This window comes from Acinetobacter sp. AND/436 (assembly GCF_049546925.1).
In the GTDB taxonomy this organism is placed as follows: domain Bacteria; phylum Pseudomonadota; class Gammaproteobacteria; order Pseudomonadales; family Moraxellaceae; genus Acinetobacter; species Acinetobacter indicus.
Genome location: NZ_JBMXBO010000022.1, coordinates 15,335 through 33,135 on the forward strand (window position 1 = coordinate 15,335; position 17,801 = coordinate 33,135).

Below are 17,801 nucleotides of genomic sequence, written 5' to 3' on the forward strand. Positions count from 1 at the left end.
ATTCGTATATTTTAATTATAACGATCCCACGCTTATGAATGCACCCTTGGCACCCGACTACGATCCGGTTGAAGAACGAATGAACTTCATCAGCCATGCCATAGGCGCGGCTTTGGCGCTGGTGGCCGGTATTTTTTTAGTGATTAAAGGCAGTTATTTAAGTATTGGACCCTGGATCGGGCTGTGGGTCTATGCGCTGAGTATGTTCCTATTGTTTTCGGCGTCCAGTCTGTACCATTATGCCGACAGCCCACAGCGCCGCGGCTGGTATAAAAAGCTCGATCACACCGCCATCTATTATTTAATTGCCGGCACCTATACCCCTTTTCTGTCTATCGCCATTCCTACTGCCAAAGCGCAATATCTGTTAATTGCACTGTGGATTATTGCCCTGATTGGCACTGTATTTAAGCTGGTGTTCATCAACCGGTTCCAGAAAATTTCGCTAATTGCCTATCTGGTGATGGGCTGGTTAGCACTTCTGGTGATTGATGATATGCAACGCTTTTTAAGTCCACCTGCGCTAACTTTTTTATTGATTGGTGGAATTTCTTATACGATTGGTGCATTGTTTTATGCGTTAAAACGGGTAAGATACACACACGCTATCTGGCATATTTTTGTATTGATCGGGGCAGGATCACATTTTCTGTCTATCTATCTGTACGTGATTTAATTGTTTTGATTCTCCATTTCAGTGACCCTGAGCGCGTTGAATCGAAACGATTGCCGTTGTTTTTTTAAGAAATTACGCCTTTTTTAAAAAGATTACGCTTGTAAAACTAATTTTTTATTTTTAATAAGTGTAAGGTCATTCATGGCGTCATCAACTTCTGCTGCAATCAATGAAGAAGCAGCACCAACGAACTCAAAATTTCGTGTCCTCACCGCGAGTCTGGTAGGCACTACCATCGAATTCTTCGATTTTTATATTTATGCGACTGCTGCGGTCATTATTTTCCCGTACCTGTTCTTCCCGACCAGTACCGATCCAATGACCGCCACCATTCAGTCTCTGGCCACCTTTGCCATTGCCTTTATTGCCCGCCCGATTGGCGCGGCACTGTTTGGTCACCTCGGTGACCGTATTGGGCGTAAAGCCACCCTGGTCGCTGCGCTGCTGACCATGGGGATTTCCACTGTAGCCATTGGCCTGTTACCCACCTATGCACAAATCGGCATTGCCGCACCGTTACTGCTGGCCCTGTGCCGTTTAGGTCAGGGGCTGGGCTTGGGCGGTGAATGGTCAGGTGCGGTTTTACTGGCCACCGAAAATGCACCGGAAGGCAAACGTGCTTGGTACGGCATGTTCCCGCAACTGGGGGCTCCAATTGGTTTTATTCTGGCCACCGGTTCCTTCCTGTTGTTAGGCGCGTTCATGGGCGAAGAAGCATTCATGAGCTGGGGCTGGCGTATTCCCTTTATTTCCAGTGCTTTACTGGTGATTGTTGGTCTGTGGATTCGTTTAAAACTGCATGAGACACCGGCTTTCCAGAATGTTTTAAACAAACAGAAAGAAGTGAATGTACCGTTTAAAGAAGTCATGACCAAACATTGGGGCATGCTGATTTTAGGCACCATTGCCGCGATCTGTACGTTCGTGGTGTTCTATCTGACCACGGTATTCGCGCTCAACTGGGGCACCACCCAGCTCGGTTATAGCCGCGCCGACTTCCTGGAATTACAGCTGATTGCTACCCTGTGCTTTGCAGCGTTTATTCCACTCTCAGCGATTTTGGCAGAAAAATTCGGTCGTAAAGCCACGTCTATTGGGGTGTGTATTGTATCGGCGCTCTTTGGTCTGGTTTTTGCCAGCATGCTGGAATCTGGCAATACCTTGGTGGTGTTCCTGTTCCTGTGTATTGGTCTGGCGATTATGGGGCTGACCTATGGTCCAATTGGCACCGTTCTGTCAGAAATTTTCCCGACTTCGGTACGTTATACCGGGTCTGCGCTGACCTTTAACCTGGCCGGTATTTTCGGTGCCTCTTTTGCACCGCTGATTGCCACCAAACTGGCGACCGAATATGGTCTGGCTGCCGTGGGTTATTACCTGACAGCTGCATCTATCTTGTCACTTCTGGCCTTCTTGGCGATTCGTGAAACCAAGCATGATGATGTCAACAGCCAGATTTAAAATGTTCATCTGACTGAAAAAAACCAGTGTAGATAACGCTGGTTTTTTTATCTGTGATGCAAAATCATACACAAACACACTATTGCATCTGGCCAAGTTTAGAAACAATAAAAGCTTATCCCCCACCAGCAGGTCATTGTATGGATCGTCTGATTGAAACCCTTCGGGAAGAACAACTGGTGAAAGTTATTTTGTTGCTGGATGATGGCAAACGCCATGAAGCGGTGCAGTACCTCAGAACAGACAGTCATTTGACTGAAGCAGAAGCCCAGCAGCTGATTGATGAACTGATTCGCCAGCACGGTCTGGCCATGGAGGCCTCCAAGGGTGAATGTGCCCCCAAACCGATAGACGACATCAGCACACCTTATTTTGATACTGAAGATCCACCGCGCCCGCAGCTACATACCGAAGCACAAGCCCCGGTCGAAACACCGGCAAATGGCATTGAAGATTTAAACCGGAATAATCACCGCCTGAATATTGGGGTATTGGTCTTGATTGGCGTCGTGATTCTGATTGCCTTGCTGTGGTGGGTCTTTTAAAACACCCACCCTGTAGCATTAGCAGAGTTCAATAATATCAATGGTCGGTGGCACCCGAAAACGAAATGGCACACCCACCATTCCGGTACCAACAGTGACAAACACATCGGCATGTTCATGCCGGTACAGGCCTTTTTTATGGCCGACAATAGATACGCGTTTCATTACATAATCGGTCAGCCAGGGCAATTCCACCTGACCGCCATGGGTATGCCCCGACAGCATTAAGGGATGAGTTGGCAATTTCGGCACCATATCGACCGTATCGGGGTTATGCGACAAAATCAGCCACGGCTTGTCTTGCGGTAAATCCGGCATATAGCGCATATCGGTACGGCCGGACCATAAATCGCCAATCCCAATCAGGCGGAACTCGTCAAACTCGACAATCTGCCCTTCAATATCAATCACACGATTAACCTCAAGCGCATGTTTGAGCAGTTCCTGAATCGGCGGACCAGGATACTGTTCATCATGATTGCCGGTCACAGAATAAATTGGCGCTTTAATCTCTTTTAGTATTGCCAGCTCATCGGCCAGTTTATTTTCCGGCTCATAGGTCCAGTCACCTGCCACCAGCACCATTTCCGGTTCTTCCTGGTTAATCTTGGCGACAATCTGCTTGAGCTGGCGTTCATGCCCGGAAAATAGACCTATATGCAGGTCGGCAATCAGGGCAATTCGGACCGGGCGTTGTAGCGGCTGATCGGGCAGCATCTGATAGCGGGTGGTTTTCACCAAAATCAGATGCGGTTCAATAAAACGCGCATAGACCAGCACACCACTGACCAGCCCGATAAAAATGGCTTCATGCAAGGAGTAATAGCCAATCCAGCCGGCATAAATACTAAAGAAGAACAGCGGAATTAATAAATAGGATAGATAAAAGGCCAGCAGATGCACAAAGGCTTTAAAGGGATGAATCGTTTCTGTATTGGCCTGACTGCGCCACGCCTGTGACACGGCCCAAACTGCCAGTATGGCCAAGCCGATATAGAAATACAGTATAATTGATTGGCTATCCCACATAGTTATGCCCGACTCTCCCCCGGCGACTAAATTCGTCCGTTCTTATATTTATCTTTTCACAGCTGGCAATTATACTCAAACCAAATTTTGGACTTGTTTTAGACAATATGATACATCCTGACAAATTTAATTTGCAATCAAATACATACGCGAGAAGTTCTATGTCTTCTTCTACCGCGGCCATGCTGTTGAGTTGCAGTTTAGTGTTGGGAGTCAGTGGCTGTTCAACCCTGCCCAAACAGATTGAACATCCGGTTCAAATGGCTTTTGAAACGCCAACCGAGCATACCCATCTGGCCCAGATTGTATTGCCGCTGCGTGAAAAAAATCCGCAGCTGACCGGTTATCGGGTGCTGTACGATCCGCTGGAAGCCCTGTCAGCACGCTTGTATTTAATTGATAAGGCAGAAGAAACCCTAGACCTGCAATATTATATCTGGGACAACGACAAAATCGGGGCGCTGGCACTACATTCAATTATTCGCGCAGCTGATCGCGGCGTGAAAGTGCGCTTGCTGGTCGATGATAACAATGCCAAGAAAATGGAAGGTATTTATCTGGCGCTGGACCAGCACAGCAATATCGACGTCAAGCTATACAATCCGTACCGCTTCCGTAAATACCGCGCCATGGACATGGTGCTAGATTTGAAACGTATCAACCGGCGCATGCACAATAAAAGCTTTATTGCCGATAACCAGATTGCCCTGATTGGCGGGCGCAATATGAGTAACCAGTATTATAACGTCAGCGACAGCTATCAGTTTTCCGATGTCGATGTGATGCTGGTCGGTTCTGCCTCCGATGAAATCATTCACTCCTTTGATGAATACTGGAATGATGATTATGCCTATTCGGTCAAGCAGCTGGTCAATCCACAGCAGCATCATTTGCGTTATGAAAGCCTGAAACAGCAGCTCGAAGACCATTCTGCAGAAGTGGCGGTACAAAATTATCTTGATTTAGCCACACGCTCCCAAGCCATTGAACAGTGGTTTAACCACAAAATCCAGTTTGACTGGGTCAAAGCAGAAGTGGTGAAAGACTCGCCAAGCAAGATTAAAGACCGCGCACCCAAAGAAGAATTACTGAATTTCCAGCTGCTCAGTCATCTGGAAAAACCGACTGAAAGTGTGGATATTATTTCGGCCTATTTTGTGCCGGAAGAATCCGGGGCTGACCGCTTAAAACAGCTGGCCAATGACGGCGTACAGGTGCGGGTACTGACCAATTCCTATAAGGCCAATGACGTTCCGCTGGTACACGCGTTTTATGCCAAATACCGTCAGGACTTACTGGAAAATGATGTCGAGCTGTATGAGTTTTTATATGCACCCGAGGCCGAGCATCTGAACAGCAATACCGAAGAACTGTCGAAAAAAGCCAAAGTCAGCTTAAAAGGCCTGAGCCGTTCCAGCCTGCATGCCAAACTGATGGCACTGGATGAAAAACAGGTCTTTATTGGCTCTTTTAACTTTGACCCGCGCTCAGCCTATTTAAACAGTGAAATTGGGGTATTGCTCAACAGTCCAACGCTGGCAAAATCGGTGCATCAGACCATGGATGCCAATTTATCCAAATATGCCTACCGTCTGGTGCTGGATGCACAAAACAACATTAACTGGCGTGTCGTGAATAGCAAAGGTGAAGAACGCGTATTTGTTAAAGAACCAAAAATGAAATGGTATGAAAAAGCAGCCATGAAAATCATTTCCTGGCTGCCAATTGAAGGCTTTATGTAAGCCTGCAACACAGGTTACAGCTTAAGCACTGGCCTGCTGAATCAGGACTTTTTGATGCAGCTGCTCTAAGCCCTCAATCATCTTGTTTTGAACCAGCGAGGTCAGGCTTTCCACCGTATGCCCTTCTACCGAAATCGGGTTTAGAGCCATTAAATGTGCGGTGACTTTCGGCATTTCCAGCACATTTTTAACATGCTCAATAAAGGTCATTTCATTGATAAACGGCGCTACGGTATCCAGCTCGCCCTGCTGGTTGATATAACAGATCAGGCAGATTTGCACCGGACGCTGCGCTTCAATTGCCGCGCCCAATAAACGGCCATGTACTTTTTTAATTTTAGTCCCATCCGAAGTCGTGGCCTCCGGGAAAAACAGTACCGGCACATCCTGTTTTAAAAACTGGGTAATCTGGTCGCGGATTTTAATTGAATCTCCCGAACCGCGTTTAATAAATAAGGTCCCGCCACCTTTGGCCAACTTTCCAAACACCGGCCATTGCTCAATTTCAGCTTTGGCCAGAAAAAATACCCGCGCACCTGAACCGAGCACCGGCACATCCAGCCACGACACATGGTTGCTGACCCATAAGGCCGGCTGGGTGGGAATTTCTCCATGCACTTCGACTTCAATATTGAACACCTTGCACAACTGACGGCAAAAATGCTGCACATAACGGGTATTCTGCGGATTATTCGGCTGCTTATACAAGCTGTGACGATACACCAGATAAAAGCCTTCGCTCACCGCTGCCAGACCGGCAGTGATTTTTTTAGAATAGAGAAAAAATTTGGACAAACTATTCATTGAAGCGGATGAAGATAAAGAAACTTGAGACATAGCATAATCGTGAATTGCGAAAATCACAGCAAGAATTGTTCAGAGAACTGTATTCTATCTTGAAGCAATTGACCAGACATTGATCATAAGCATCGAAAAACTGTCCAGATCGCTCAATTGAAATGCGCTATGCCAATTCTTCTACAGTATTGCTGTAATAGATAGATCCAGAACGAATCCACCGATGTCATGATGATCTTGGTGGATCAGAGGCAACGATCAAACTGCCCATTCCTCTATCTCACGAAATGATGATACAGCCTCCAAACTGGGGATTGTGAGGATTCGCCTGCTTTTTGTCATGCTGCTGTAATCATCTTCATCTAGTTCACGCAGCTGGCGCTTTTTGCTCTAGAATAGAATTTTCATGAGGAGAAATGCCCAGGTGCCAGATTACCAGCAACATCAAGGCGGTGAACGCGTTGTGCTCGTGAGTGTCAGCGTGCAGATTTTGGAAAACCTTGATGCAGAAGAATTTCATCTGCTTGCAAAGTCTGCAGGCGCTGAAGTTTTGCAGCATGTGTTTGCCCAACGGATTAAACCCGATGCCAAGTTATTTATCGGTTCTGGTAAAGCGGACGAAATTGCTGCGCTGGTTGCAGAACTCGAGGCTGAACTGGTGATTTTCGATCATGCGTTGACGCCGGCACAGGCACGTAATCTTGAAAAAATCATGAAATGCCGTGTGGTCGACCGGACCGAGCTGATTCTGGATATTTTCGCCCAGCGCGCCCGGACCTATGAAGGGAAATTGCAGGTCGAGCTGGCACAATTGCATCACCTCTCCTCACGCCTGATTCGTAGCCGCGGCAATCTGGACAGTCAAAAAGGCGGGATTGGTTTACGTGGTCCGGGTGAAACCTTGCTGGAAACCGACCGCCGCCTGTTAAGAATTCGTATGGGCCAGCTGAAAGCCAAACTGGATAAAGTCCGCCAGACCCGTATGCAGGGTCGTGTGGCCCGTCAAAAAGCCGCCGTTCCTACCGTATCACTGGTTGGCTATACCAATGCCGGCAAATCGACGCTGTTTAATATTCTGGCCAATAGCGATGTCTACGCCGCCGATCAGCTCTTTGCTACGCTCGACCCGACCTTACGCCGGCTGGAATGGGATGGGATTGGTACGCTGGTGCTGGCCGATACCGTGGGTTTTGTCCGTAATCTCTCGCACTCGCTGGTGGAATCATTTAAGGCCACGCTGGAAGAAACTCTGGAAGCGACCTTGTTGCTGCATGTGATTGATTCCAGCAGTCCGGACATGCTGGAACAGATTGAAGCAGTTGAGCGCGTCCTGAAAGAAATTGGCGCAGATGTGCCGGTGCTCAGGGTTTATAACAAAATCGACTGCACCGGCGAGCAAGCCAAAATTGTCTATGCCAAGCCACATCAGCCGGAGCGGGTTTATATTTCTGCGCATTCCGGTCAGGGACTGGAGCTGTTACGTCAGGCCGTGCATGAATGTCTGATGGGCCAGATTCAAAGTTTTGATGTGGTGTTAAAACCGGCCTATGGCAAATTACGCAACCAGTTTTATGAGCTGAATGTAATCCAGTCCGAGCACTATGATGAGCAGGGACAACTGAATCTGCGCGTAAATATGGCCCCGGCCAAACTGGAACAGATGATCCGTCAGGCGCACTTGCCGCTGGACGAAATTCTGGGTGCCAAGGCTCAGCAATTTAAACGGCCTTTAGAAGAATTTGAAATTGATGATGAGATCAGTTAAAACTTGAACAGTAAAATATGACCGACTGATAAAAAATGAACAGGCTTAAACGTATCGACTGGCCAGCTTGGATTGGCACACTGCTCTTAATTATTGTATTTCGTGAAACAGCCGTCTGGATTGCGACCTATTTCAACCATCCTGAACTGGGCAACCTGATGGGTTTACTCAGCCTGCTGGTGGTGCTTTTCCTGTGGCGCCGACTGCATAAAATTCCAGCCCGGATTGTCGATACCAACAATAAAATCATGAAAGAAAGTGCGTTTGCCTTTTTACCGATTAGTGCCGGCTCACTGCTGATGCTGACCCATATGGGCAATAAAATTCCGGCTTTTCTGGTGGTGCTGTTTCTCAGCACCCTACTGCCGTTATGGCTGTATGCCAAAATGGCCAAACGCTGGCTCTAGGAGATTAAAACATGCTCGCAATTGTTTATGGCTTTTTAATCACCCTGGTGGCCTATCTGCTTGCCAAACCCTGTAACCAGAAACTGCCGCAAATTCCGGTCATTGTCTTTGGCATGATTTTTATTGTGCTACTGCTGTATGTATTTGGCATTCCCTATGAAGATTATATGGCACAGGTCAATCCGCTGTTTAACCATCTGCTGGGTTATGTGACCGTGGCACTGGCGATTCCGCTGGCGGCCATGCGCTATGATGATCTGCCGCTCAAAGCCATTCTGGGCATTTTGCTGTTTGCCAGCATCAGTGCCGTAGCCTTGCCAATGGGACTGGCCTATCTCTTACATATGGCCGGCGATGACATCATGGCATTTGCCACCCGTGCCGTGACCACACCAATTGCCATTAATATTGCCACCCTACTGGAAGCACCGGTCAGTCTGGCCATTCTGATTGTGATTTTATCTGGGGTGATTGGTGCCGCTTTCTCGCCGCTGCTGCTGCGTCATATTAATGATGAGCGCGCCTCAGGACTGGCCTTAGGCCTTGCTGCGCATGCAATTGGCACAGCGCAAGCCTGGCAACGCGGTAGTGTGGCCGGACGTTATGCTGCATTTGGAATGGCGGTGAATGCCGTGTTTACCGCAGTCTGGCTGCCAACATTTATACTCTTTATTCAAAAAATGTGACTCAAGAATCAATATTTACATCTTGTGTTGATGAAAAAATATTCTTAAGATGAAAATTGAATTTTTTGAAGTGTATTAAAGGGATAGAAACATGGGGAAATTTAAATATACAGTGGCACTTCTGGCAGCCACATTCAGTGCCGGCATTTTCGCGGAAGATCTCTCCGGTACCTGGCGCAATATTGATGATAAAACCGGTTCATCCAAAGCCATTTTAGAGATTCGTCAAGAAGCCAATGGCACCTATACCGCTAAAATTGTCAAAATTACACCGCGTCCGGGTTATACCCCGAAAACCACCTGTGTGGACTGCCCTGCACCATATACCAACCAACCAATTTTAGGCATGGATGTACTAAAAGGACTGGCGTATAAAGGCAAACTCAACTATAGCGGCGGCAAGATTATTGATCCGCTGTCTGGCAATATTTACAGCACCAAAGCCAAACTGAGCAGCAACGGTAAACGTCTAACCCTCAGAGGTTATGTCGGCGTATCTGCGCTTGGCCGTAGCCAAACCTGGATTAAAGCAGACTAAGCTACATGCGAACATGCCACAGGAGGTGGCATGTTCTACTAATACGTTGAAAAATAGAAATTTATAAAAATAAGGGTTGACTCTCTGCGTCACAGGTCTTATACCTGAAAACAGGGATAAAAAATAAAAGTTGTACCCGGTAAAGGAATTGAAATGAAAAAGAATATTTTACTCACCGCATTCACTAGCCTGTTATTCTCAACTGCAGCATTCGCCAATGACCTAAGTGGTGTTTGGCAACAAATTGATGATAAAACCGGCTCTGCCAAAGCAATTATTGAAATACGCAAAGAAGCCAACAATACCTATACCGGTAAAATCATTAAAGTGACTCCGCGTCCGGGCTATACGCCACGTGAAACCTGTAATAACTGCCCTGCGCCGTATACCAACCAGCCAATTCTGGGCATGGAAATCTTAAAAGGCCTGAAGCATGTTGAAGGCACCAACAATTATGAAAAAGGCCGGGTTATCGATCCTCTGGCGGGAAAAATCTATAACGCCAGAATCCGGATGAATTCAACTGGCAAGCGTCTGACCCTGCGCGGCTATATCGGCGTGTCGGCACTTGGTCGTAGCCAGACCTGGATTCGTATGGAATAAGTCCGTTTTTAATCTGTTAACGAAGCCACATTTATGGCTTTGTTTTTGCGACAATCCCAGTTCTGGTAAGGCTTTTATTGACTCCTGGAGTAATTAACCTAATATAGCAGCCTCTAAAAACAAGGGGATGCAACAGGGTTAATTATGTTGAAGAAATTATTGCTGACAATGGCGACCGGAACGCTCTTGAGCAGCAATGTCTGGGCCGATGATCTGTCTGGTACCTGGCAGCAGATTGATGATAAAACCGGTGCGGCCAAAGCCATTATCCAGATTCGCCAGGAAGCCGATAAAAGTTATAGCGGCACTATTGTGAAAGTCACACCTCGTCCCGGCTATCAGGCACGCGAACTCTGCCAGAACTGCCCTGCACCGTTTACCAACCAGCCCATTTTAGGGATGAAAATCCTGCAAGGCCTTAAGCATGTTGCAGGCACCGGCACCTATAACCACGGACGTGTTATCGATCCGCTGGCTGGCAAAATCTATAATGCCAAAATCCGTTTAAACAGCAGTAAAAGACGCCTGACTTTAAGAGCCAATCTTGGGGTGTCTGCGCTGGGACGCAATCAGACCTGGATTCGTATCGACTAAGCTGCACATCGACAAAGACCAATCAGTACAGACAAAGACCAATCAGTACAGACAAAGACCAATCAGTACAGACAAAAAAAGCCACATCATAATGTGGCTTTTTTATGGCGATTGTAGTTAGAAATCAGCCAGCGGGTTATCAACCTGAAAAATCGTGTCATCTTCCAGACGGTAAGCCACCAGTTGATGCCCCCAGACACAGCCTCCATCAACATTCTGAATCTGGGCGGAAATGGTTTTGCCTTGCAGCGCGGCCCAGTGCCCAAAAATAATCTTATGCGTTTCAGCCGCAGCCGAAGCATATTCAAACCACGGTTTAAACCCGGCCGGCATCGGATCATCCAGACTGTCTTTAAAACTGAACTCCAGGCGTCCTTCTGCATCGGTCAGGCGCATGCGGGTTAAATAGTTGACGATACAGCGTAAGCGTTCATTGCCTTGCAAATCATCTGACCAGAGGGCTGGCTCTTTGCCAAACATCTCGGCCAGAAAATGATCCATCACCGCAAAATCGTCATGCTGAATCACCGCTTCAACTTCTTTGGCCAGCGCCTGAGTTTTTTCCGCACTCCACAAATGCGGAATACCGGCATGGGTAATGATGGTCGATTCATTCGGACAGACACATAACGGCTGCTTGCGTAACCAGTCAATCAATTCATCGCTGTCAATGGCATCAATCACATCGCGGGTCTGGTCTTTGTCTTTAATCTCTTTCAGGCCACGTGCACCAGCCAGCAAAGTCAGGTCATGATTGCCCAGCACTGTGGTCGCAACACCACGATCAGCCAGCTTTTTCACAAAGCGCAATACGCCAAGCGAGTTTTCACCACGTGCCACCAGATCACCGGCAAACCAGATAAAGTCCTGATCCGGATCAAAGCGGATTTCCTTGAGCAAGGCTTTCAGGGCTTCAAAACAGCCCTGTACATCGCCAATCACATAGTTATAACGTGCCATCGTTGTTTTACACCACCATTTGATCTGCCAAAGCCACAAATTTGGCCAGGGTCAGGGTTTCCGGACGTGCCATCGGATCGACACCGGCTTTTTCAAAACCATCTTCAGCCAGCATGCCTTTTAAGCTATTGCGCAAGGTTTTACGACGCTGGGTAAACACATGCGAAACCAGACGCGATAAAGCCTTTTCATTTTTTGCCACAATCGGTTTCACCTCATACGGCTCTAAACGAAACACCGCAGAAGTCACTTTTGGTGGCGGGTTAAAAGAGCCCGGTGGCACTTCAAACAGGAAAGTTGGTTTGCAGTAATACTGAATCATCACCGACAAACGGCCGTATTCTTTGGTATTTGGCGCAGCAGTAATCCGGTCGACCACTTCTTTTTGCAACATGAAGTGCATGTCTTTGACTTTGTCACCAAACTCCAAGAGATGGAACAACAGTGGGGTCGAAATGTTATACGGCAGGTTACCCACCACACGGAGTGGACGGTCATCTTCAAACAGATTGCTAAAATCATATTTCAGCGCATCGGTTTCAATAATGGTTAAACGTTCCGGATGTGGCACACGCCCCGGCAAACCGGCAGCCAGATCACGGTCCAGTTCCACCACGGTCAAGGCATCACATTCACCAATTAATGGTGAAGTTAAGGCCGCCAGACCCGGGCCAATTTCAACAATATTATCGCCCGGACGCGGATTGACCGAGCGTACAATTTTCGCAATCACACGTTGGTCATGTAAAAAGTTTTGACCAAAACGCTTGCGCGTGTGGTGCCCTTCATCTTTCGGGTTTAAGGCATTAATCTGATACATAAAGATTTCCAACGTGTAATAAAGACAAGATCAGTGACGCGCTAAATCCAGCGCCAAATCAACAGCCACATTCAGGCTTGAGCTTTTCGCAAGACCGCTGCCTGCGAGGGAGAGTGCTGTGCCATGATCAACTGAAGTGCGAATAAACGGCAAGCCCAAAGTAATATTGATGGCTTCACCAAAGCCTTGCGATTTTAGCACAGGTAAGCCCTGATCGTGATACATCGCCAGAACCGCATCGGCATCTTTTAGGTTTTCCGGAGTAAATAAGGTATCAGCCGGCAGGCTTAAACTCATCTGGATGTCCTGCGCGCGATAGCTTTCCAGCACCGGATTAATCACCTCAATTTCTTCCATGCCCAAATAACCGCCCTCACCGGCATGCGGATTTAAACCACAGACCAGAATATTCGGCTGCTCAATTTTAAATTTGGATTTTAAATCGTGGATGAGAATATCAATCACCTGATGCAGACGTTCAGCGGTAATCGCATCAGCCACTGCACGCAGCGGTAAATGCGTAGTGGCCAGGGCCACTCTTAGGGTTTTGGTGGCCAGCATCATCACCACGCGCGGCACGCCCGCAAACTCCTGGTAATATTCAGTATGGCCACTAAAGGCTATACCAGCGTCATTGATGACTGACTTCTGTACCGGCGCAGTCGCTACCCCGACACTTTTGCCTGACATGGCATAATCGGCCGAACGACGTAGCTGTTCCAACACATAAGCGGCATTTTGCGGATTCAGCTCGCCCATCACCACAGCTTGCTGTAAAGGCACATGCTCGACATAGAGCTGCCCTTTTTCTGAAGAAGCAGTTTGCCCGCTGTATTCAATCAGTTCTACCGGCATCTTCAACACTTGCGCACGCTGGGCCAGCATGGCCAGATCGGCCAGAACCACAACGGGACGCTCATCTACACGGTCGGCAAGATGCAGACAAATATCCGGGCCAATGCCGGCAGGTTCACCACTGGTCACATATAAAGGCAGCATGATTGATCCTAAACAATAAGGCATCTCCCATTATAAGCAGACTTTGACCGCAGCGGCCGTGAATTCTGCTGAAGATTCGGGCAGATTGGCCGGTTTTGGGGCAATCTAAACTGCTTTTGAAGGCGGATATTTAGCTGAAAGTTGATCAGTACTAGGCACGGCAGATGGATGTTCTTGGCAAGTCTTTTCTTTTCTCAGGATTTTGATTAAAATACAGCGCTTGAAATTTTATATTTTCATTGTGGTTCTCGACAATTTCGTTTAGAATCTCGTCTCCTTTTTGTTTGGACTGATTCACCGTCCAAACCAACTATAATAGGTAGTGGTTTAATGAAAACTCTCAGCGCTAAGCCAGCTGAAGTTCAACACGACTGGTACGTTGTTGATGCTTCTGGCAAAACTTTAGGTCGTCTTGCGACTGAAATCGCTCGTCGTTTACGCGGTAAGCATAAGACTTCTTATACTCCTCACGTTGACACTGGTGACTACATCGTTGTTATCAACGCTGAACAAGTTCAAGTAACTGGTAACAAGTCACTTGACAAAAAATACTATCGCCACACTGAATTCCCAGGCGGTTTAAAAGAAACTAACTTTGAAAAGTTAGTTGCTCACAAACCTGAAGAAATCTTCCAACGCGCTGTGAAAGGCATGTTGCCAAAAGGTCCTCTTGGTTATGCAATGATCAAGAAAATGAAAGTGTACGCTGGTAGCGAGCATCCTCATACTGCTCAACAGCCACAAGTTTTGGATATCTAAGGGATACAGCACATGGCTACTAACTATGGTACAGGTCGCCGTAAGACCGCAACTGCACGTGTTTTCTTATCTGCTGGTACTGGTAAACTCGTGATCAACAACCGTTCATTAGAGCAATATTTCGGTCGTGAAACTGCTCGTATGGTTGTTCGTCAACCTTTAGAGCTTCTTGAAGCAACTGAAAAATATGACCTTTACATCACTGTTGCTGGTGGTGGTATCGGTGGTCAAGCAGGCGCGATCCGTCACGGTATTACTCGTGCATTAATCGCTTCTGACGAGACTTTAAAACCTGCTCTTCGTCAAGCTGGTTTCGTTACTCGTGACGCTCGTGAAGTTGAACGTAAGAAACTTGGTTTACGTAAAGCACGTAAACGTCCTCAATTCTCTAAACGTTAATTCGTTTACCGAGTTGGACAAAAAGCCTTGGTTTATCCAAGGCTTTTTTATTGGCTGTTATTTTAAAGATAAAGGAATTTATTGTTCAGGTACATCTTTACCCCAACTGCCCTCATGCAGCCAGAAGGCCTTGCTGAAATAATAGTTCACTACCCCAATTCCTAAGCAGAACATCAGAAACACAAGTTTTATCATCATACTGCGCCGCTCCTGTTATTTTTTTATAATCTAACCCATTTTCACCCGATTCATCCTTTTTCGCTTCGTGCTTTTTAGGTTGAATTTTAGTATCCTAACTGATTCATTTTGCTGCTTACTGATTTATGTCCTTGGAAAATACACCGCTACAGGGAATTACACTATACAGTCATGCAGACGATTTCCGCTCGCACTGGATTCGCCTGGTACTGGCTGAGAAGAATATTAAATATCATCTGGTCCTGGTCGACCATGAAGATGAAGATTTAGCCAGCCTGAATCCTTATAATCGCTTACCCATGCTGGTAGAGCAAGATTTAAAACTGTTCCATGCCCCAATTATTTCCGAATATGTTGATGACCGCTACCGGCAAAACAAGCTCTATGCCGATGCACCAGCACCCCGCGCAGAGCAGCGCCAATACATCTGGCGTTTTGAGCAGGACTGGCTAAAGCTGGCCGATATCCTGCTTTGCCATGAAGATACCCTGAATAGCGCAGCACAGGCCAAGGCACAAAAGCAGCTTCGTGATACACTGGTCTCACTCACACCATTATTTCAGCATTTCCCTTATTTTATGGCGGAAAACTTTGGCATCCTGGATTGTATGCTGGCCCCAATTTTCCTGCGCCTGAAAGCCATGGACATTGAACTGCCAAAACAGCATTGCCGCCCGATTTATTTATATTGCCAGCGAATTTTTAGTCGCCCTGCATTTGTAAAATCCTTAACCGTGCAGGAAAAAAACCGCTATAGCGAATTTTTAATAAATAAGTAGAGAGTAGATATGTCTGAACAGGAACTCAACTTAAGCCCAACCCGTCCCTATCTGGTGCGTGCCATTTATGAATGGATTTGCGACAACCAGCTTACACCGCATATTCTGGTCGATGCCACCCAACCCAACACCATGGTGCCAGAGCAGTTCATTCAGGATGGCCAGATTGTGTTAAATATCGTGCCACATGCAGTCCATGGCTTGCACATCTCCAATGATGCCATCAGCTTTTCGGCGCGCTTTGGTGGCGTAGCACGCGATATTTATGTACCCATTGCTGCAGTTTTGGGGATTTATGCTCGCGAAAATGGCCAGGGTTTATTCTTTGATCCAAGTGAATATGAACATATCCAAAATGATCCAAATGCTTTAAAATCAAGCACAGAGGAACAAACTGAAACACCAAAGAAAAAACCAAGCCTAAGATTATTAGATTAAAAAAGAAATAGGAGTAAATGCATGGCTTTTGATTTAGTACAATACTTTAGCGATCAGGTTAAAATTCAAAAGCCTCAGCTTTTGCAGCAGTACGATGCTGATAGCCGCAATGCATATATCCAGGAACTCAATGCGCTAACTCTAGGCAAACTGATTCGTCTGTGGCGCGAAGATGACAATAAGCTCTATCAGGAAATCAAGACCCTCGATCCGCTGTATATTCAGGAAGTGTCCCGTCATCTGACCACTTCGGTACACAACCAGTCTGAACTGCCTAAACCTGAACTCGAACACGGTATTAGTGAAATTTTAAGCCTGCAACTGACCGAATTAAAACAGCTGGATGAAACCGGTAACTTCGGCAGCAATGGCTTAAAAGAGCTACTACAGGGTCAAATTGAACATCTGTCAGGTCAGGCAGATGATTGGGTTTGGTCAACAAACGAGCTAACAGAGTTAAAGGGCTCTAAACCCCTTCCCCAAGAAGAGCTATCATTAGATGATACGATGAAGGAGTTTAATCAAATGTTACATCAACAAGCCGATCATGCGCCGGTAGAAAGCACAGTAGCAGCAGAACCGACTGTTCCAGGCTGGGCCAAAGTTTTGGAACCTGTCGTAGCAATTGCGATTCTATGGATTCTATATTGCGCAGCAAGCCAAATGTTTGCTTAAGCAGTCTGATTCCAAACCGCCTGACATAGGCGGTTTTTTATGGCTGAAATTTTCCAATAAATAGTTCAGTCTCCTTGTACGTTTTGGCTTACATTGAATGAAGATAATTGAGGCTAGGCGTACACACAGAATTTTCGTATTCTAAATTCATCAGGAAACAGGATGTTTCCCAAACGGAAAACAACAATAATAAGTTTGTACACCAGGATCGTGAGGTACGACAGGAGTTATACCTAAAGCACGAAATACGAAGAAACCCCGTCAGGATGATGGGGTTTCTTTTTATCTATTCTTTATTTTCTACAGCAACTCTACCATTACACCCACTACGAAAATAAATACCGTTCAACTTGCTAGATGGTGAAGGTATGATCTTGAGATGAGATTCTTACTTACCCCCTATCTCCCCTTTGAAGAAGACTTAAAGGACGTATTAAAGCATGCTGCTACGGCAGTTCAATGAGCCTTAGAGATGGTTTAGGGAGCATACTAAAAACTCATACTCCCTGCAGATAAACCTGCAATAAACGCATACTCAACATAAAACTCTGTCATGTTGAATACATATAACACGGTACACACCAAGCCAAAGACCACTAATCCAGACATTACGGGTGCTGCCTTATACTCTGCATGCTTATATATTGGGGTTTGTACAATAGAATAATATAATTTTTTTCGATTAATATAAAAGCGATTAAAAAGCGGTAAACGGATAATCAATATATACATCAGCACAATTCCGAGAATCCAATGTATTACCACCATCCAGTAGTTCAATAACACATGCTCAGGATATATACCAATAGCCACAAAAATAACTGAAATACAGAGATTTAACAGCAAATAGCTGGGATAAAATTTTCTATACATGGGTTATTTTTTAATAATTTTATTTATATTGAAGCACTATAACTTTATTAAAAGTAT

At 46.2% G+C, this 17,801-nt stretch carries 20 protein-coding genes; 15 read left to right on the forward strand and 5 right to left on the reverse strand.

Annotation, left to right across the window (positions count from 1 at the left end; genetic code table 11):
* The first annotated feature begins 34 nt into the window (after positions 1-34).
* The 3 genes from trhA (at position 35) to ACPEPR_RS13165 (ending at position 2,682) form a co-directional block, all read left to right on the forward strand.
* Positions 35-676, forward strand: a complete 642-nt coding sequence (gene trhA, locus ACPEPR_RS13155) for a PAQR family membrane homeostasis protein TrhA (RefSeq protein WP_005175777.1) — start codon at positions 35-37, stop codon at positions 674-676.
* A 141-nt stretch (positions 677-817) separates the two neighbouring features.
* Positions 818-2,137, forward strand: coding sequence for an MFS transporter (locus tag ACPEPR_RS13160; protein WP_423562530.1), 1,320 nt, complete (start codon positions 818-820; stop codon positions 2,135-2,137).
* A 140-nt stretch (positions 2,138-2,277) separates the two neighbouring features.
* Entirely contained in the window at positions 2,278-2,682 is a 405-nt protein-coding gene (locus ACPEPR_RS13165) for a hypothetical protein (protein ID WP_423562531.1), read from the forward strand.
* An 18-nt stretch (positions 2,683-2,700) separates the two neighbouring features.
* On the opposite strand, the gene ACPEPR_RS13170 is transcribed toward ACPEPR_RS13165, so the two are convergent.
* Positions 2,701-3,711, reverse strand: coding sequence for a metallophosphoesterase (locus ACPEPR_RS13170; RefSeq protein WP_163142731.1), 1,011 nt, complete (start codon positions 3,709-3,711; stop codon positions 2,701-2,703).
* Positions 3,712-3,872: 161 nt separating this feature from the next.
* Here ACPEPR_RS13170 and ACPEPR_RS13175 point away from each other — a divergent pair, with 161 nt between their 5' ends.
* Positions 3,873-5,453 carry a phospholipase D family protein gene (locus ACPEPR_RS13175; RefSeq protein ID WP_168382188.1) on the forward strand — a complete coding sequence of 527 codons (1,581 nt, stop codon included), beginning with the start codon at positions 3,873-3,875 and terminating at the stop codon, positions 5,451-5,453.
* 21 nt (positions 5,454-5,474) lie between these two features.
* Here ACPEPR_RS13175 and ACPEPR_RS13180 read toward each other — a convergent pair whose 3' ends face one another.
* Complete coding sequence (locus ACPEPR_RS13180) at positions 5,475-6,290, reverse strand: lysophospholipid acyltransferase family protein (RefSeq protein ID WP_034597361.1); 816 nt, start codon at positions 6,288-6,290, stop codon at positions 5,475-5,477.
* A gap of 367 nt (positions 6,291-6,657) precedes the next feature.
* Here ACPEPR_RS13180 and hflX point away from each other — a divergent pair, with 367 nt between their 5' ends.
* The 6 genes from hflX (at position 6,658) to ACPEPR_RS13210 (ending at position 10,844) form a co-directional block, all read left to right on the forward strand.
* Positions 6,658-8,016 carry a ribosome rescue GTPase HflX gene (gene hflX, locus ACPEPR_RS13185; RefSeq protein WP_423562532.1) on the forward strand — a complete coding sequence of 453 codons (1,359 nt, stop codon included), beginning with the start codon at positions 6,658-6,660 and terminating at the stop codon, positions 8,014-8,016.
* A gap of 35 nt (positions 8,017-8,051) precedes the next feature.
* On the forward strand, positions 8,052-8,423 hold the full coding sequence (locus ACPEPR_RS13190) for a hypothetical protein (RefSeq protein WP_045794996.1): 372 nt from the start codon (positions 8,052-8,054) through the stop codon (positions 8,421-8,423).
* Positions 8,424-8,434: 11 nt separating this feature from the next.
* Positions 8,435-9,109 carry an LrgB family protein gene (locus tag ACPEPR_RS13195; RefSeq protein WP_016659801.1) on the forward strand — a complete coding sequence of 225 codons (675 nt, stop codon included), beginning with the start codon at positions 8,435-8,437 and terminating at the stop codon, positions 9,107-9,109.
* A 91-nt stretch (positions 9,110-9,200) separates the two neighbouring features.
* Positions 9,201-9,647, forward strand: coding sequence for a DUF2147 domain-containing protein (locus tag ACPEPR_RS13200; RefSeq protein WP_075167922.1), 447 nt, complete (start codon positions 9,201-9,203; stop codon positions 9,645-9,647).
* A gap of 153 nt (positions 9,648-9,800) precedes the next feature.
* Entirely contained in the window at positions 9,801-10,250 is a 450-nt protein-coding gene (locus ACPEPR_RS13205) for a DUF2147 domain-containing protein (RefSeq protein ID WP_016659799.1), read from the forward strand.
* Positions 10,251-10,394: 144 nt separating this feature from the next.
* Positions 10,395-10,844, forward strand: coding sequence for a DUF2147 domain-containing protein (locus tag ACPEPR_RS13210; protein WP_160243507.1), 450 nt, complete (start codon positions 10,395-10,397; stop codon positions 10,842-10,844).
* Between the two features lie 117 nt (positions 10,845-10,961).
* Here the strand turns inward: ACPEPR_RS13210 and ACPEPR_RS13215 are convergent, their stop codons facing one another.
* The 3 genes from ACPEPR_RS13215 to pdxA are packed head-to-tail and all read right to left on the reverse strand — an operon-like array spanning position 10,962 to position 13,623.
* Positions 10,962-11,804: a symmetrical bis(5'-nucleosyl)-tetraphosphatase gene (locus ACPEPR_RS13215; protein WP_160243508.1), complete on the reverse strand. Its 843-nt coding sequence runs from the start codon at positions 11,802-11,804 to the stop codon at positions 10,962-10,964.
* A gap of 7 nt (positions 11,805-11,811) precedes the next feature.
* Positions 11,812-12,624, reverse strand: coding sequence for a 16S rRNA (adenine(1518)-N(6)/adenine(1519)-N(6))-dimethyltransferase RsmA (gene rsmA / locus ACPEPR_RS13220; protein WP_160243509.1), 813 nt, complete (start codon positions 12,622-12,624; stop codon positions 11,812-11,814).
* Positions 12,625-12,654: 30 nt separating this feature from the next.
* Positions 12,655-13,623 carry a 4-hydroxythreonine-4-phosphate dehydrogenase PdxA gene (gene pdxA, locus ACPEPR_RS13225; RefSeq protein WP_160243510.1) on the reverse strand — a complete coding sequence of 323 codons (969 nt, stop codon included), beginning with the start codon at positions 13,621-13,623 and terminating at the stop codon, positions 12,655-12,657.
* 330 nt (positions 13,624-13,953) lie between these two features.
* On the opposite strand from pdxA, the gene rplM reads away from it, so the two are divergent.
* From rplM to ACPEPR_RS13250, 5 genes are all read left to right on the forward strand, one after another.
* Positions 13,954-14,382, forward strand: coding sequence for a 50S ribosomal protein L13 (gene rplM / locus ACPEPR_RS13230; protein WP_004857442.1), 429 nt, complete (start codon positions 13,954-13,956; stop codon positions 14,380-14,382).
* Between the two features lie 12 nt (positions 14,383-14,394).
* Positions 14,395-14,781 (forward strand): 30S ribosomal protein S9, encoded by a 387-nt coding sequence (rpsI, locus tag ACPEPR_RS13235; RefSeq protein ID WP_004785251.1) that lies wholly within the window; start codon positions 14,395-14,397, stop codon positions 14,779-14,781.
* A gap of 323 nt (positions 14,782-15,104) precedes the next feature.
* The gene (locus ACPEPR_RS13240) at positions 15,105-15,758 is read left to right on the forward strand and encodes a glutathione S-transferase N-terminal domain-containing protein (RefSeq protein ID WP_423562533.1); all 654 of its coding nucleotides are present in this window, start codon (positions 15,105-15,107) and stop codon (positions 15,756-15,758) included.
* A 9-nt stretch (positions 15,759-15,767) separates the two neighbouring features.
* A complete protein-coding gene (locus ACPEPR_RS13245) occupies positions 15,768-16,196 on the forward strand; it encodes a ClpXP protease specificity-enhancing factor (RefSeq protein WP_005175725.1) in 429 nt (142 codons plus the stop codon).
* Between the two features lie 21 nt (positions 16,197-16,217).
* Positions 16,218-16,871, forward strand: a complete 654-nt coding sequence (locus ACPEPR_RS13250; protein ID WP_005175723.1) for a hypothetical protein — start codon at positions 16,218-16,220, stop codon at positions 16,869-16,871.
* The last annotated feature ends 930 nt before the right edge of the window (positions 16,872-17,801 follow it).

Coding starts and splice junctions, on each gene's coding strand:
- trhA (WP_005175777.1), top strand. CDS start 35: ATGAATGCACCCTTGGCACCCGACTACGATCCGGTTGAAGAACGAATG.
- ACPEPR_RS13160 (WP_423562530.1), top strand. CDS start 818: ATGGCGTCATCAACTTCTGCTGCAATCAATGAAGAAGCAGCACCAACG.
- ACPEPR_RS13165 (WP_423562531.1), top strand. CDS start 2,278: ATGGATCGTCTGATTGAAACCCTTCGGGAAGAACAACTGGTGAAAGTT.
- ACPEPR_RS13170 (WP_163142731.1), bottom strand. CDS start 3,711: ATGTGGGATAGCCAATCAATTATACTGTATTTCTATATCGGCTTGGCC.
- ACPEPR_RS13175 (WP_168382188.1), top strand. CDS start 3,873: ATGTCTTCTTCTACCGCGGCCATGCTGTTGAGTTGCAGTTTAGTGTTG.
- ACPEPR_RS13180 (WP_034597361.1), bottom strand. CDS start 6,290: ATGTCTCAAGTTTCTTTATCTTCATCCGCTTCAATGAATAGTTTGTCC.
- hflX (WP_423562532.1), top strand. CDS start 6,658: ATGAGGAGAAATGCCCAGGTGCCAGATTACCAGCAACATCAAGGCGGT.
- ACPEPR_RS13190 (WP_045794996.1), top strand. CDS start 8,052: ATGAACAGGCTTAAACGTATCGACTGGCCAGCTTGGATTGGCACACTG.
- ACPEPR_RS13195 (WP_016659801.1), top strand. CDS start 8,435: ATGCTCGCAATTGTTTATGGCTTTTTAATCACCCTGGTGGCCTATCTG.
- ACPEPR_RS13200 (WP_075167922.1), top strand. CDS start 9,201: ATGGGGAAATTTAAATATACAGTGGCACTTCTGGCAGCCACATTCAGT.
- ACPEPR_RS13205 (WP_016659799.1), top strand. CDS start 9,801: ATGAAAAAGAATATTTTACTCACCGCATTCACTAGCCTGTTATTCTCA.
- ACPEPR_RS13210 (WP_160243507.1), top strand. CDS start 10,395: ATGTTGAAGAAATTATTGCTGACAATGGCGACCGGAACGCTCTTGAGC.
- ACPEPR_RS13215 (WP_160243508.1), bottom strand. CDS start 11,804: ATGGCACGTTATAACTATGTGATTGGCGATGTACAGGGCTGTTTTGAA.
- rsmA (WP_160243509.1), bottom strand. CDS start 12,624: ATGTATCAGATTAATGCCTTAAACCCGAAAGATGAAGGGCACCACACG.
- pdxA (WP_160243510.1), bottom strand. CDS start 13,623: ATGCTGCCTTTATATGTGACCAGTGGTGAACCTGCCGGCATTGGCCCG.
- rplM (WP_004857442.1), top strand. CDS start 13,954: ATGAAAACTCTCAGCGCTAAGCCAGCTGAAGTTCAACACGACTGGTAC.
- rpsI (WP_004785251.1), top strand. CDS start 14,395: ATGGCTACTAACTATGGTACAGGTCGCCGTAAGACCGCAACTGCACGT.
- ACPEPR_RS13240 (WP_423562533.1), top strand. CDS start 15,105: ATGTCCTTGGAAAATACACCGCTACAGGGAATTACACTATACAGTCAT.
- ACPEPR_RS13245 (WP_005175725.1), top strand. CDS start 15,768: ATGTCTGAACAGGAACTCAACTTAAGCCCAACCCGTCCCTATCTGGTG.
- ACPEPR_RS13250 (WP_005175723.1), top strand. CDS start 16,218: ATGGCTTTTGATTTAGTACAATACTTTAGCGATCAGGTTAAAATTCAA.